The sequence below is a fragment of the Acidiphilium sp. C61 genome, from assembly GCF_905116885.1.
GTDB lineage: Bacteria > Pseudomonadota > Alphaproteobacteria > Acetobacterales > Acetobacteraceae > Acidiphilium.
In genome coordinates this window covers 724,870-738,841 of sequence record NZ_CAJHNI010000005.1, presented here as the reverse complement: position 1 = coordinate 738,841, position 13,972 = coordinate 724,870, and the positions used below count along the sequence as shown (strand labels likewise).

Below are 13,972 nucleotides of genomic sequence, written 5' to 3'. Positions count from 1 at the left end.
TATTGATAAAAATAATATTTTTATCCGATCAGATAACTCCATCTGATCGGATAATATTCTGAAACTGGCCGGTGTCCCGGCGCTCAGGCGCCGCCGGGCCGCCAGAGCGTGTCGGCGCGACCTTCGTCGTTGAGCAGGCGGGCGAGGATGAACATCGTGTCCGACAGGCGGTTGAGATAGGGGATCGGTATATCTGAAATAGTCGTCTCGCTGGCGAGCCGCACCAGTTCGCGTTCGGCACGCCGCGCGATCGTGCGGGCGAGATGCGCGCGGGATGCGGCTTCGGTGCCTCCCGGCAGAATGAAGCTGGTCAGCGGGCCAAGACGCGCATTCCAGGCGGTGGCGGCTTCGTCGAGCCGGGCAACATAGGCGCTGGTCAGCCTTGACGGGCGGTTAGGGTCGGCGGGCGCGGCAAGGTCGGCGCCGATATCGAACAGATCATTCTGGATGGCGGCGAGGACCGAGTCGATCTCGGGAGACTGCGCGCAGACCACGCGGAGCAGGCCGACCGCGGTGTTGGTTTCATCCAGCGCGCCGAACACGGCGATGCGGGTGTGGCTCTTGGCGACGCGCGATCCGTCGGCCAGGGATGTTTCGCCACGGTCGCCGCCGCGGGTCACGATCGTATCCAGCTTCACCATCTCGCAGACCTCATTTCACCAGAATTCCTTCGTTCTTGGCCTTGTGATCGGGCTCGACATGGATCGTGATGATCACGCCTGCCATTTCCCGCTTCAAGGCACCTTCGATCCGATCGCATATGGTGTGGGATTCGGCGACCGTCATGGTCCCCGGCACGACGAGGTGGAATTCGAGGAAGCGCGACTGCCCGGCCTCACGGATTCGCATGTCATGCGCCTCGATCGCGCCGGCGGCATGGGTGGCGACGAGCCGGTGGATCCGGTCCACCATTTCAGGCGGCGGCGCGCGGTCGAGCAGTGCGCTGAGGGCGCGCAGCACTGTCCGCCCGCCCATGAATGCAATCTGCGCCGCGACGGCCATGGCGATCAGCGGGTCGATGACCGGCAGGTCGGCGAGGACGGCGATGGACAATCCGGCGATGATCCCGACCGTGGTGATGGCGTCGGCCACGAGATGGGCCTGATCGGCTGCCAGCGCCGGAAATTTCCGGGTCACGCCGGACCGGCCGAGCGCGAGCGCCCAGAGGGCATTCACGAGGCCGCCGGCCGCGTTCAGGCCGAGGCCCAAGACCGGCGCCGAAGGGAGGTGCGGCATAAATATCGTACTTGCGGCGCGTTCGAGTATCAGCACTGCGGCGAAGAGGATCATGCCCCCCTCGGCGACCGCACTCAGCAATTCTGCTTTCGCATGTCCGTAGGGGTGCTCGCTGTCGGCGGGCTTGGCGGCGGCCTTGAGCGCCACCATCACCATCACCGCGGCAAAGACGTTCACCAGTGATTCGAGTGCGTCGGAATAGAGTGCCGCCGAATGGCTGACGCGCCACGCCATCACCTTCAGCCCGAGCGAGACCAGGCTGATGACGACACTCAGGGCAGCAAGGCGGAGCGGGATAAACATCGTTCCTCAGGCTCGATCTTTCCGAACGGTTTGGCGTCTTGTCGAGCGGCTGGCCAACAGGCTTGCGCCCTGGTCCTGTTCCCGAAAGCCTCGCCCGGAAGCCAGGCAAGGCCAGCGCCGCGCCCTCGCTTTAGCCGAACCGTGACACCGATGAAACCGCCGGCATCACCGATCAGGCCGAGCGCCTCGACCCCTGCGCTGCCTGCGCTGCCGCGGGCAGCCATACGCGGCATGTCGTGCCGGTTCCCTCGACACTGTCGATCACCAGCCGGCCACGGTGGCGCATGACGACATGCTTGACGATCGCAAGGCCGAGCCCGGTGCCGCCCACGGCGCGCGCCCGCCCCTTGTCAGCCCGATAGAATCGCTCCGTCAGCCTTGGCAGATGCTCGCGCGCGATCCCGGGGCCATCATCGATCACTTCAATCAGAATGCCAGGTTGGGGGAAGTCGGTATTTGGCGTTGCATGCGCGGACACCGTGATGTTGCCGCCTGCGTTTCCGTGCTTGAGCGCGCTGTATTTCACCGCGTTGTCGACAAGGTTGCCGATGACCTGGGTGAGCTGGCCGGAATCGCCATGCACGACGGGCAGGCTGGCGGCGATATCCAGGGTCAGCCTGGTCGAGGCTTTCGCGAGGATCGGGTCCATGAAGCTGGCGACCTGGCGGATCACCGGCCCGATATCGATCTGCTCGGAGGGGGGCTGATGCTCCGACATCTCGATTCGCGAGAGGCTCAGCAGATCCGCGATGATCCTCTGCATCCGTTCGGCCTGTTCGGCCATGATGGCGAGAAAACGCGGCACGGCCTCGACATCGTCGCGGGCCGGGCCGCGCAGGGTCTCGATGAAGCCGATCAGGCTGGTCAGCGGCGTCCGCAATTCGTGGCTTGCATTGGCGACGAAATCGGCGCGCATCTGGTTCAGTTCGCGCTCGCGGGTGCGGTCGGTCAGCAGGATGTAGACCGGGGCCGCGCGGCCAAGATCTCCGCTGCGGATCACCGTGGCATCCAGAACCCTGGCGACCGGTGTGGCGAGCGATAGGGTGGTCCGCACCGGCTGGTCGGCCAACTCTGCCTCCGCGAGGGCGGCGCGCAACTGCGGATGGCGGAGGAGTGCCGATTCCTCGGCGCCGTAGATCCTGACCGCTGCGGGGTTTCTCCAGACGATCCGCCGCGACCCTGGCAGGCCGTCGAGCTGGAACAGCGCATCCGGCAGGCGATTGAGAAGAGACTGGCTGTAGTTGGCGTTGGTGGCGGCGGCTTCGCGGGTTTCGCGTTCCGTGGCGATCGTCTGGATGATGCGCTGGGCGAGGTTGGTCAGCCCCGGTGTTACGAGCTGCAATGCCGAGGGCGATGACGGCGCGGTGAGCGCGGCACTGAAGCGGCGCAGATCGCGCGCCAGAACCATGCCCGCCGCTCCCGACCAGGCGGCGCAGCCGGCCAGCCAGCCGACGCCCTCCCAGAGAGGGATCGCGCGGGCAAAGATCAGTCCGGACAGGACGATGGCAGGCGGACCGCCGAGCCAGGCCGCTATCGTTGCGATCGGTCGGCGCATCCGGTCAGGTCATGCGTTCGGCGATGGTGCCGGGGATGGCAATGTCTGCGGTGCGGGCGAAACCACTTTTGGACCGTCCGGCTCGATCCGGAACACCGCGAGCCCGCGTTCGACATGACCGTTTGGCAGCAGCCGGAGCGGACCGTCGGTACCCGAGAACCCGCTGGATGCCGTCAGAACGGATGTCTTGTACCCGCCTTCATGCGCCGCGAGTACGCTGATCGCCGCGGCGTCGAAGGCAACCTTGTCGATCGATGGCGGCGTGACACCGCCATAGGTTGCCTCGAATTTCTGGTCAAATGGCAGGCCTGCCGACGGATCGGGCGCCGCATAGATCGCACCGCGCAGAACCTCATGCGTGGCCATCGCCCTGGCACGGCTGGACCAGAGCGCGGGGCCCATCAGCTGAACCTGTGGCGGACCGGCCTCGTAATACGGAAGGAAGGTTTGCAACTCGGCGAGGTCTTCGCTTGTCGCACCAAGCAGAAGGGCATCGAAGGGCGGCGGCGGGACGGGTTCGCTCCGCAGCTTGGCCGCGAGGCGACGTCCCGCCGCGCTGTCCTGGTCGCGGGCAGCGCGAATCCGCGACATCAGGCCGGCACCCCGGCTGTCGAATTGTGAGATGCTCCGCGTCGTTGCGTTCAGGCTGGAGAAAGATGCCGAATAGTATCCGATATGCGGCGGTGGAGCGCCGAGCCGGGCTGTGGTGCGGCGCAGGGCGGCGGCCATGAGCCGGCCGAACAGGTTATCCGGCAGGATTGCGGCGGTGCGGGTGCGGCCGCTTTCGATGGCGTAGGAAACCACCCTGCCGACCTGCTGGTCGGGCGAGATGCCCAGCGGCCAGATGCCGGGGCGCGCAACGCTGTCGTCATTCGTGAAGGCAAGGACATTCACGCCCGCGGACTGGGCGACGGGCGTGACCGCACGAGCTTCCACCATGGTAAGCGGTCCGAGGATGAGACCGGCACCCTTGCCGATGGCGTTATGCGCGGCGCTGGCGGCGCCGGCCGCCGTGCCGCCGGTGTTCTCGACATCCAGCCTAGGTGCGCCTGGTGCTGAAAATGCCAGTTTGACGGCCTTCTCGATCGACTGTCCGATGGCGCCGTAGGGGCCGGTCAGCGGCACCAGCAACGCGACGGGACCTTGCGTCCGTGTGGCGTGCGCCGTCGGTTGCATCGATGAGACCTCGCCGCCGGTGGCGGTGGGGCGCGGCGCGGTGCTGCATCCCGCAAGTGCGAGTGCCGCAGCGGTTGCCAAAACCAAAGCCACAGGCGTTAATGTCGTTCGTGACATCCGAGACTTCTCCACTTGCATCCGAAACGGCCTCTCGTCGGCAACCCGACCTTGTGCTGGTTTCCACGCCAATCGGCAACCTGGGCGATTTGTCGCCACGCGCGGTCAGCACGCTGCGCGAAGCAGACATCATATTATGCGAAGATACCCGCGTTAGCGCGACCCTGCTGGCTCAATATCAAATCTTAACAAAATTACAATCTTTCCACGACCATAACGAACAGGCCCGAACCCCTGCGCTGATCGGCATGATGCGCGAGGGAAAGCGGCTCGCCCTGGTGAGCGATGCGGGGGCGCCGCTCATCGCCGATCCTGGTTACCGGCTGGTGCGTGCGGCGATCGACGAGGGACTCGTTGTCAGTGCCGTGCCGGGGCCGAATGCGGCCGTCATGGCGCTCGCCTTGTCCGGCCTGCCACCCCATCCGTTTCTCTTCGGCGGGTTTCTGCCGCCGCGCTCGGCCGCTCGCCGCAGCGCATTGCAGCGTCTCGTCGCGGCGGAGCAAGCCGGGCTTGTCGCGACATTGGTATTTTATGAAGCGCCCCACCGGTTGGCGGCGTGTCTTGAAGATTGTCAGGCGGTCCTCGGAGACCGGCCCGCTGCGGTGGGGCGCGAACTGACCAAAAGATTCGAGGAGATCAGGCGAGGCCCGCTCTCCGTGCTCGCCGAACATTACGCGACGACCGCCGCGCGCGGCGAGATCACCCTGGTGATCGGTCCTGCGACCCGGACAAGCGCATCGGCGGAGGCGCTGGACGAGGCGCTCGAAGCGGCACTGGCGGTCATGTCGATCAAGGATGCGGCTTCGGCCGTTGCCCGGGAGCTGGAGTTGCCACGCAAGCTGGTATACGCGCGCGCGCTCAGCCTGAAGCAGGACGAAGTGTCAGGCTGAGCAGGCCAGGATGGAAAACATACGGCACTGCGTAAAGTGCAGCCGTGCTCAGGTTGACCACGAACAGCAGCCCGAGCGCCTTCCACCAGCTGGTCTGCAGCCCGGCCCGCAGCACGAAACCCTGCAGCCACAGCATATAGAGGGCGATCAGCCCGCCTGAGAGGGTGAGCGCGCCGACCTGCCCGGCGCCGAGCGCGAGCAGGATGTCATTGACGACCATTCCCAGGGGAATGAGAACGAATACGACCCAGATCGACCAGTTCAGCGCCGTGGCAGTGATCAGCCATCGGTCGCGACGTCCAAGCCACTGCGATGCCCGTTCGATGATGACGGGTTGTATCAGGACGCCGCACAGTCGGGACAGCATGAGCCCCGCCGCGTAGATCCAGTGGCCACGCGCCGCCAGAAGTGCCGCACCAACCATCGGGAAGGCGATCAGCGGCGCGATCGACGCCGAGAAGGCGGCGGGTGTGTTCCCGAACTCGCGAAACGCATCGAGTCTGCCGAGGGCCAGTCGGAAGATGCCGCGCAGGGTGCTGAACAGCGCTCCGGCAAAACGATCCTCACCATTCATGCGAACACACGATCCAGAATTTGGGCATAGATTTCGGACAAATCTCTCAGCTCGCTGATCGGAACCGCCTCGTCGACCCGGTGCATCGAGGTTCCGACCAGACCGAATTCGGCGACAGGACAATATGACGTGATGAACCGGGCATCCGACGTGCCGCCGCCGGTGTCCAGTTTGGGCGTGATGCCGGTTACCTTGGCGATGGCATCACTGAGCAGGTCGATATCCTTGCCGGGTTTGGTCAGGAACGCCTCGCCGCTGATGCTGGTCTCGCATTTTGCGCCGGGCGCGTAGGTCGAGACCGTTTCGCGTATCCAGGCGGCGAGTTCGGTCCCCTTGTGCCGGTCATTGAACCGGATGTTCAGCCGCGCCGATGCGCTGGCCGGGATCACGTTGCCGGCCGCATTCCCGGTATCGACGCTGGTGATTTGCAGCGAGGACGGTTCGAACCAGGCTGTGCCGGTATCGAGTTGCCGCGTGCGGAGCGCTTCAAGGGCAGGGATCAGCCGGTGAAGCGGATTGTCGGCGAGATGTGGATAGGCGACATGCCCCTGCACGCCGGGAACAGTGATACGGGCCGAAACCGATCCGCGCCGGCCGATCTTGATCGTATCGCCAAGCGTGGTCCGGCAGGTCGGCTCGCCGACCAGGCAGAATTCAGGCAGGGCGCGATTTTCAGCCAAATGGTCGAGAATGCGCCGGGTTCCGTCGACGGCCTCGCCCTCCTCATCGCCCGTGATCAGCAGGGAGATGGTTCCCGCCCGGTATGCCGGTCGGGATGCCAGCGCTGCGACGAAGGCTGCGATCGCACCCTTCATGTCGACGGCGCCCCGCCCATAGAGCAGCCCATCCGCGATGGTGCCGCCGAATGGCGGGTGGCGCCAGTCATCGCCAGGGGGAACGACATCGGTGTGACCGGCGAAGGCGAAATGCGGGCTGCCGGTTCCGCGTCGGGCGACGAGGTTGGAAACCTCGCCGCATTGCAGCGTCTCGACCGTGAAACCGAGCGACTCCAGCAGACCAGCAAGCGTTGTCTGAGCGCCATCATCGACCGGCGTGACCGAGCGGTGGCGCAGCAAAAGCTGCGCGATCGGGACGGGGTCCGTGCCTGTCACGCCCGCAGAAGCTCGTTGATCGCGGTCTTCGAGCGGGTCTGGGCATCGACCCGCTTCACGATCACGGCGCAGGCGAGCGATGGGCCCGGACTGCCGTCAGGCAGCGCCTTGCCCGGCAATGCTCCGGGCACGACAACGGAATAGGCTGGTACGCGGCCATAGAAGATCTCGCCGGTTGCGCGATCGACGATCTTGGTCGAGGCGCCGAGAAACACTCCCATCGAAAGCACGGCGCCGCGCTCCACAATCACGCCTTCGGCGACTTCCGAGCGCGCGCCGATGAAGCAGTCATCCTCGATGATCACCGGATTGGCTTGTAGCGGCTCGAGCACTCCACCGATTCCGACACCGCCGCTGATATGGCAGTTGCGGCCGACCTGCGCGCAGGAGCCCACCGTTGCCCAGGTGTCGATCATCGTATCCTCGCCGACCCTGGCGCCGACATTGACGAAGCTCGGCATCAGCACCGTGTTCCGCCCGACATGAGCGGAATGTCGGACAACCGCACCCGGCACCGCCCGAATCCCCGCGGCCGCGAAGCGGGCATCGTCCCAGTCGCCGAATTTCATCGGCACCTTGTCGAACACGGGCGCACCGCCGGCTCCTTCCATGCTCCGGTTCGGCAGCAGGCGGAAGGACATGAGAATGGCCTGCTTGAGCCATTGATGCACGGTCCAGCCGTCCGGGCCGGGTTCCGCCACCCGCAGAACGCCGTCGTCCAGCAAGGTGAGGGCCTGGTTCACCGCCTCGCGCACTGGTCCCTGGTAGGCCGAATCGAGTTGGTCCCGGCGGCCCCAGGCAGCGGTAATCGTCGCGGCGAGCGGTGTGTGATCCATTGGCGGCCTTTCCGTATTTGTTCCGGCGAGACCATGCTGAGGTGGGTTCAGCCTGTCAATCGGGCGGTAATACGTTATTTACCCAATCCTGCGAAAAGCCTGATGATGACGTATGAGGCAGGCTTTTCCATGGAAGCATCCGAGGGCGCCCGTGACGGACGAGACATTTCAGGGCGTCTCGACCGCATGGCACGCATGATCGATAGTTTGGCAGGACTGCCTGACCCGAGTACCGCCGGCCCCGCGGCCTGCGCCTTGCTGGCAGCGGAATTTCCCGATTCCGGCATGTGTTTCGTGGTGCGCCCGGCGACGGTGCAGCAGGGGGGGGAAACGATCCTCGCTGATTACCCCTATGGCATCGGCCTGACCGATTGCATCGGCGGTGAAATCCTCACCATTCCCGTCGATCTGGAAACTGCAACTGCCGGGCATCTCCCTGCGGCTTCACTCGTGGCCTGGCGTAGTCGTGGAGACAGGCGGTTCACTGCCGCGGAAACCGATCTGCTGACCGCGATCGGACCGCATTTGCGGCGCCTCGTGACCCGGTTGCTTACGGCTGGCGCCACCAAGAAGCGGAATGCGCTCGATCCTGAAACCGGATTGTGGCCCCTGCCGAGTTTCCTCGCACAGGCGGATCGCCGATTTGACCGGTTGGACATCGAGGAACGCGTTGGCACCATGTTCGCCATAGGCTGGGTCAGATCGAGCGGCACGCAAGGATCGGAAGCGTCATCTGCCGTCATTCGTGAGTCGGCCGAAACCCTGCGCGACATGTTGCGTCCGAGCGACCTGATCGGGCGGATCGGCCCGACCCGCCTTGCCGCCTGGTGCGATGGGGTGGATCATCTGGTAGCTGCCGAGCGGGGAGACCGGATCGTCGCGCGGCTGGATGCGATGCTGGCGGGAACCGGTCGCCATGTCGCCATTGGCATCGCGTCGCGGTGGTCACGCTCGGGCGATGACCCTGCGGCGGTTCTCGCCAATGCCCGCTCCGGTCTCGAGCAGGCCCGTTTGACCGCCGCGACGACCGGGCGGCCTGCCGTGCGGATCTGGCAGTCCGATATCTCCTGAATCTCGCGCCGAGGGAGCGGAAAATCAGGTATTGTCTTCATGGGGGCGAACATCGAGGAACCGGCTGAGAAGCCAGTCCCCATCGATTTTCTCCTCCGTGAGGGCCATTGCCAGCACCTCGCTGCCGAAGACTGGGGCAGCGAGAACCATGTCGGGGTGAACCCGTCGGACGCGCTCGAGATTCTTGCGGGTACTCACCGCGGCCACCTTTTTGGCATCCGTGCCCAGTTCCCGGACCGCGAGAACGACAAAGGCATTTTCCGAGTCGTCATCCGAAAGGGCAAGAATCGCCCGTGCATGCTCGCCACCGGCTTTGCGGAGCGTATCGAGGTCGGTGGGATCGCCGATCACCGTCTCGGCATCGCCGAAACTCGCATCCTCGAATTCCGTTATGACAATCACGGATTCTCCACGATTGCGCAGTTCGCGGGCTGTATTTCGGGCAAGGACGCCATGGCCGGAAATGATGAAGTGGTTGACGCGTTTCATTTTCTGCCTCCGGGGGCCGATCGTCCGGTTTATCCGATTCTGCAGAACCGGGCCGATCACGGCAGTCAGTGCGGTTGCGAAGACCGTCAGTCCGAGCACGATGAGCGAGACGACGAAAAGCCGCGCGTTCTCGCTCTTGGGGAGGATGTCGCCATACCCCACGGTCGACATCGTGACGATAACAAAATAAAGCGCTGACGGCAGATTGGTGATTGGCGGGTTGAAGCCGGCGCCGAGAAGCAGTGAACCGAGCACCCCGTACACCATCAAGACAAGTACCGAGGCCACAGCGAACAGCGTGCCGGCGGCCAGTGAAGAACGGGAGAAGTGGTTGCGTGCGAGCAGGAGCGAGGCCAGCAGGGCGATGATGTAGATCGCTTCCCCATCGAGTCTGGACGCTGCCTGGACATGAACGGTCAGCAGAAGTTGGGCAAGCGTGATCCCGATGGCCGAGAGCCAGGCGATACGCGAGCGGCCCAGCAACCCAATGGCGATCAGGAGTTGGAGTGCGCCAACGACGACGGTTGGAACACCGTTGAGGATAAGGCCCGGAATATTTCCCGAAATCGGGTGAATGGCGCTGACCAGGTTAGCCAGATCGAGATGAAGATATTCCGCAGCGAATTTCTGGATCGTCGGCAGAATCGCGAGTGCGCCAGCGACGCCGACTGCGAGCGCCAGCGGCACATGTGGAAACCACAGATCCATCCGCAGGCGCCGGTACCAGCGGTGTCCAAGCAAACGCATCGGCCGTATGAGAAGTGAAACGACCCTATTCATCGCGGGGCCCTTGGAGGAGGCCATTGACGCGGCTGGCGCCTTTCATCTCACCCATCATTGCCTTCGAGATGGGCGCTAAAGGCGGGCGCCGCAACGCCCGGTCGTCAGGGAAGTGAAATCTCGAAGTTTTCGACCACTGTATTGGCGAGCAGGCGTCTCGCCATCGCTTCGGCGATAGACTTGGCCTTCTCGCGGTCTGTCTCGGCGATGTCTAGTTCGATCAGCTTGCCGACCCGGACATCCGTGACGCCGTCATATCCCAAGCCTTCGAGTGCGTGGCCAATGGCCTTGCCCTGAGGATCGAGCACGCCGGGTTTCAGCTTGACCGCGACCACAACCTTCATTGCATCATCTCCGGGCCCTTCATGTCGCGGGTTCCGGCTTCGGGCAGGATGCCGAGCCGCTTGGCGACTTCCTGATACGCTTCCTCGACCCGGCCGAGGTCACGGCGGAAACGATCCTTGTCCATCTTTTCGTTGGTCTTGGCGTCCCAGAGTCGGCAGTTGTCCGGGCTGATTTCATCGGCGAGAACGATGCGCATATCCTCGTTCTCCCACAGCCGGCCGAACTCGATCTTGAAGTCCACCAACACGATTCCGACACCAAGGAACAGGCCGGTCAGAAAATCGTTGATACGCAGGCTGAGATGGACGATGTCGTCCATATCCTGCGTGCTGGCCCAGCCGAATGCGGTGATGTGATCCTCGGACACCATGGGATCGTTCAGCGCATCGTTCTTGTAATAGTATTCGATGATGGACCGGGGAAGCCGTGTCCCCTCGGGGATGCCGAGCCGGGTGCTCATGCTGCCCGCCGCGACGTTGCGGATAACCACCTCGATCGGGATGATCTCGACTTCGCGCACAAGCTGTTCGCGCATGTTGAGGCGGCGGACGAAATGGGTGGGAATGCCGATTTCGCCGAGGCGTTGCATCAGGAACTCGCTGATGCGGTTGTTCAATACGCCCTTGCCGGTGATCACGCCCTTCTTCTGGGCGTTAAACGCGGTGGCGTCGTCCTTGAAATACTGCACGAGTGTGCCGGGTTCCGGCCCTTCGAACAGAATTTTTGCCTTGCCTTCGTAAAGTTGCCGGCGACGCGCCATGGGTGAACCTCGTATCTCGGCGGCGAAAAGGAAATTAAAACGGTGCCGCTCACGACCGGGTATATCAACCGGCGGGGGTTTGCGCCATGCCCGGAGCCGGACGCTGCCCGGAAGGGCAGCATCCGACAGGCATCAGGCAGCCTTCTGCCTCAGCGCTGCGGGCAAACCGATGATCGCCTGATCGATAAGACCTTGATCGTGGGCCGCATCGATGGTTTCCTTGAGAACCCGTTCTGCTGCGAGCGCGGCAAGTGCCGCGGCGGCCTCGCGCACTTCGGCGACAGCCGCGGATTCGGCCGCAGCGATCCGCTCTTTCGCCATCTGTTCACGCCGACGGGCGGAAGCCTCGGCCTCTGCCAGCAAGTCGGCTGCAAGGCGTTCGGCTTCGCGACCGGCCATGGCGAGCATGTCCTTCGCCTGCGCGAGTGCGGCCTCGCGGCGGGTTTCGGCATCCTTCAGCATGGCTTCGGCTTCGGCGCGCAAGCGGGAGGCTTCATCCAGTTCGCGCTGAATCTCAGCACTTCTCTGGTCGAGCATCGTGGTGATTGCCCCAACGATCTTCTTGCCAAAGAAAAAGAGGAAAATCAGGACCGCAACGGTGACCCAGAAAGTTCCCTTGTCCCACAGCGTACCGGTAAGGGCTTCATATTCCATGGTCGCTCACCCCTGGGTTGAAAGTGCCGCAATCGCCTGATCGACGCGGCCAGGCTCCGCCGCCTCGCCTGTCAGGCGGTGCAGCAGGCTGGACGCGACGTCGCGCGCGATCGGAGCCAAAGCGTTGACCGCCGTACGACGTGCCGCCTCGATTTCGGCTTCGGCCGCTGAAATCTGCGCGTTGAGCCGCTCGTTCAGCGTCGCGGATTGTGCCCGGGCGCGTTCCTTTGCGGCATTCACCGCCTCGGCGATCGCACCCTGGCTCGATTCCCGCGCGTTCTGGACCGCGAGATTGAGGTCTCGCACGGCATGCTCTGCCTCCGCCTTGGCGCGGCGGGCGGTTTCAAGGTCGCTTGCAATGCGGTTGTGACGGTTCTCGATCACGCCGCCGATCCTGGGCAGGGCCCAGCGCGCCAGAATGAAATACAGCGCGACCATGATGACCGCCATCCACACGACCTGAGCGCCGGTCAGCGGATTGGCAAAATCCATCTGCGGCATCTTGCCTTCAGCCATGGCGACAGCCGGCGTCAGGCCCAGGAGAGTGGCAGCGAGCAGTATGGTGGTTCGGCGCATCGCGTGACGTATCCCTGCCGGTGGTTCAGGCGAACAGGATGATGAGCGCGATGACCAGCGCGTAGAGCGCGACGGCTTCGGTCAGGGCGAAGCCGAGCAGAACGTCGCGGAACATCTTGTCGCGAGCCGCCGGGTTGCGGCCGACAGCGCCGACGAAAGCGCCGAACAGGTTGCCGATACCGACGCCCGCGCCGGCAACGCCGATGGTCGCCAGACCTGCACCGACGTCGCGAGCAAGCAGAAGGGTGTCAATGGCCATAACTAGGATTCCTTTCAGTTCAAGCGGTAGCTGAGGCCGGTCAGGCCGGTGGAGTTGAAGGGATGCGCGAGGCGATCAGTGCATGTGGATCGCATCGTGCAGGTAAAGGCAGGTCAGGATCGCGAACACGTAAGCCTGCAGGAACGCGACCAGGAATTCGAGCGCTGTGAGCGCGATGTTGAGGCCGAGCGGGATGATCGCGGCGACCACGCCAACGGCACCCAAGCCCGAGACCAGCATCAGCATGAAGCCGGCGAACACTTCCCACATCACATGGCCTGCGGTGATGTTCGCGAAAAGTCGGACCGAAAGCGAAATCGGGCGCGAAAGGAAGGAGACGATTTCAATCGGGATCAGCAGCGGCAGCAGCCAGCCCGGCACGCCCGGTGGGGAGAAGAATTTCAGGAAGCCGATGCCGTGATACCAGAAGCCCACCAGCGTCGAGAGGGCAAAGACGAACAGCGCAAGGGCGCCGGTGATCGCGATATGGCTGGTAAAGGCAAAGAAATACGGGAACAAGCCGAGGATGTTGCCGATCAGGATGAAGGCGAACAGGGTGAAGACGAAGGGAAAGAAGCGCTTGCCTTCCTCGCCGATCGTGTCGGTCACCATGTTGTGCACGAATTCATAGCTGATTTCGGCCAATCCCTGCATGCGGCCGGGAACCAGTGCGCGCTGGCGCAGCGCGATCACGAACAGAGAGGTGACGATCACGGCGGCGAGCAGCATCATCTGGTTCGAATTGGTGAATTCGATCGCCTTGCCGAACGCACCGAAACCGGTGGTCAGCTGGAACTGCCCGAGAGCGTTGATCCCCGATTCTTGCGCCATCCGTATCCTCCGGTCAGTCCTTGTCGCCTGGCCCCATGGCCCGGAACACGTTTCGAAGCCCCGCAGCCGCGCCAATGGGCACGAAGCCAATCATGAACCAGGGTGCTGAATGAAAAAGGCGATCCAGTCCATAGCCGATCGCGACCGACACGACCAGAGACGCCACCATTTCGGCGCCCAGTCGCGTTGCGACGCTGAACGGATTGGGACCCTTGTCCTGCTGCGCGGCGCCTTTGGCGGACTTGTCTAGCCCGGCACGACTTCGCGCGGCGGCAAGGCGCTGATCGAAATCGTTTCGATCATCTGGCCCCTGAGCCGGTTCGTCACCCATTTTCACACCCTTACGCCCGCCGACAGGCGGCAGCGGTTGCTACCGATGCTGCCGTTCCAAGTCAACATATCGCGAGC

The 13,972-nt window shown here is 63.9% G+C and carries 17 protein-coding genes; 2 read left to right on the top strand and 15 right to left on the bottom strand.

What is annotated here, in order from left to right:
• Window positions 1-83: 83 nt before the first annotated feature.
• The 4 genes from HUW10_RS06310 to HUW10_RS06295 form a co-directional block, all read right to left on the bottom strand.
• Window positions 84-641: a cob(I)yrinic acid a,c-diamide adenosyltransferase gene (locus HUW10_RS06310; protein WP_174502727.1), complete on the bottom strand. Its 558-nt coding sequence runs from the start codon at window positions 639-641 to the stop codon at window positions 84-86.
• 10 nt (window positions 642-651) lie between these two features.
• Entirely contained in the window at window positions 652-1,539 is an 888-nt protein-coding gene (locus HUW10_RS06305; RefSeq protein ID WP_174502726.1) for a cation diffusion facilitator family transporter, read from the bottom strand.
• Between the two features lie 172 nt (window positions 1,540-1,711).
• Entirely contained in the window at window positions 1,712-3,094 is a 1,383-nt protein-coding gene (locus HUW10_RS06300) for a cell wall metabolism sensor histidine kinase WalK (protein ID WP_174502725.1), read from the bottom strand.
• Window positions 3,095-3,103: 9 nt separating this feature from the next.
• Window positions 3,104-4,387: a penicillin-binding protein activator gene (locus tag HUW10_RS06295; RefSeq protein ID WP_371808619.1), complete on the bottom strand. Its 1,284-nt coding sequence runs from the start codon at window positions 4,385-4,387 to the stop codon at window positions 3,104-3,106.
• On the opposite strand from HUW10_RS06295, the gene rsmI reads away from it, so the two are divergent.
• Window positions 4,372-5,277: a 16S rRNA (cytidine(1402)-2'-O)-methyltransferase gene (gene rsmI, locus HUW10_RS06290; RefSeq protein ID WP_174502723.1), complete on the top strand. Its 906-nt coding sequence runs from the start codon at window positions 4,372-4,374 to the stop codon at window positions 5,275-5,277. The two genes, HUW10_RS06295 and rsmI, sit on opposite strands and share 16 nt — an antisense overlap.
• On the opposite strand, the gene HUW10_RS06285 is transcribed toward rsmI, so the two are convergent.
• From HUW10_RS06285 to dapD, 3 genes are read right to left on the bottom strand one after another with little or no spacing between them, the layout of a single operon-like run.
• Window positions 5,246-5,851: a hypothetical protein gene (locus HUW10_RS06285; protein ID WP_174502722.1), complete on the bottom strand. Its 606-nt coding sequence runs from the start codon at window positions 5,849-5,851 to the stop codon at window positions 5,246-5,248. The two genes, rsmI and HUW10_RS06285, sit on opposite strands and share 32 nt — an antisense overlap.
• On the bottom strand, window positions 5,848-6,963 hold the full coding sequence (gene dapE, locus HUW10_RS06280) for a succinyl-diaminopimelate desuccinylase (protein ID WP_174502721.1): 1,116 nt from the start codon (window positions 6,961-6,963) through the stop codon (window positions 5,848-5,850). The genes HUW10_RS06285 and dapE overlap by 4 nt, the downstream gene beginning before the upstream one ends.
• Window positions 6,960-7,799, bottom strand: a complete 840-nt coding sequence (dapD, locus tag HUW10_RS06275) for a 2,3,4,5-tetrahydropyridine-2,6-dicarboxylate N-succinyltransferase (RefSeq protein ID WP_174502720.1) — start codon at window positions 7,797-7,799, stop codon at window positions 6,960-6,962. Before dapD ends, dapE begins: the two co-directional genes overlap by 4 nt.
• On the opposite strand from dapD, the gene HUW10_RS06270 reads away from it, so the two are divergent.
• The gene (locus tag HUW10_RS06270; RefSeq protein ID WP_236656250.1) at window positions 7,743-8,870 is read left to right on the top strand and encodes a diguanylate cyclase domain-containing protein; all 1,128 of its coding nucleotides are present in this window, start codon (window positions 7,743-7,745) and stop codon (window positions 8,868-8,870) included. The two genes, dapD and HUW10_RS06270, sit on opposite strands and share 57 nt — an antisense overlap.
• A 24-nt stretch (window positions 8,871-8,894) precedes the next feature.
• Here HUW10_RS06270 and kch read toward each other — a convergent pair whose 3' ends face one another.
• The 8 genes from kch to HUW10_RS06230 form a co-directional block, all read right to left on the bottom strand.
• The gene (gene kch / locus HUW10_RS06265; protein WP_174504770.1) at window positions 8,895-10,106 is read right to left on the bottom strand and encodes a voltage-gated potassium channel protein; all 1,212 of its coding nucleotides are present in this window, start codon (window positions 10,104-10,106) and stop codon (window positions 8,895-8,897) included.
• Between the two features lie 137 nt (window positions 10,107-10,243).
• On the bottom strand, window positions 10,244-10,483 hold the full coding sequence (purS, locus tag HUW10_RS06260; RefSeq protein WP_174502719.1) for a phosphoribosylformylglycinamidine synthase subunit PurS: 240 nt from the start codon (window positions 10,481-10,483) through the stop codon (window positions 10,244-10,246).
• Window positions 10,480-11,244: a phosphoribosylaminoimidazolesuccinocarboxamide synthase gene (gene purC / locus HUW10_RS06255; protein WP_174502718.1), complete on the bottom strand. Its 765-nt coding sequence runs from the start codon at window positions 11,242-11,244 to the stop codon at window positions 10,480-10,482. Before purC ends, purS begins: the two co-directional genes overlap by 4 nt.
• 132 nt (window positions 11,245-11,376) lie before the next feature.
• On the bottom strand, window positions 11,377-11,898 hold the full coding sequence (locus HUW10_RS06250; protein WP_174502717.1) for a F0F1 ATP synthase subunit B: 522 nt from the start codon (window positions 11,896-11,898) through the stop codon (window positions 11,377-11,379).
• Window positions 11,899-11,904: 6 nt separating this feature from the next.
• Window positions 11,905-12,474 (bottom strand): F0F1 ATP synthase subunit B, encoded by a 570-nt coding sequence (locus HUW10_RS06245; RefSeq protein WP_174502716.1) that lies wholly within the window; start codon window positions 12,472-12,474, stop codon window positions 11,905-11,907.
• Between the two features lie 25 nt (window positions 12,475-12,499).
• Window positions 12,500-12,733: an ATP synthase subunit C gene (locus HUW10_RS06240; protein ID WP_007422333.1), complete on the bottom strand. Its 234-nt coding sequence runs from the start codon at window positions 12,731-12,733 to the stop codon at window positions 12,500-12,502.
• Between the two features lie 75 nt (window positions 12,734-12,808).
• A complete protein-coding gene (locus tag HUW10_RS06235; protein ID WP_174502715.1) occupies window positions 12,809-13,564 on the bottom strand; it encodes a F0F1 ATP synthase subunit A in 756 nt (251 codons plus the stop codon).
• Between the two features lie 13 nt (window positions 13,565-13,577).
• Window positions 13,578-13,895: an AtpZ/AtpI family protein gene (locus HUW10_RS06230; protein ID WP_174502714.1), complete on the bottom strand. Its 318-nt coding sequence runs from the start codon at window positions 13,893-13,895 to the stop codon at window positions 13,578-13,580.
• Window positions 13,896-13,972: the final 77 nt, after the last annotated feature.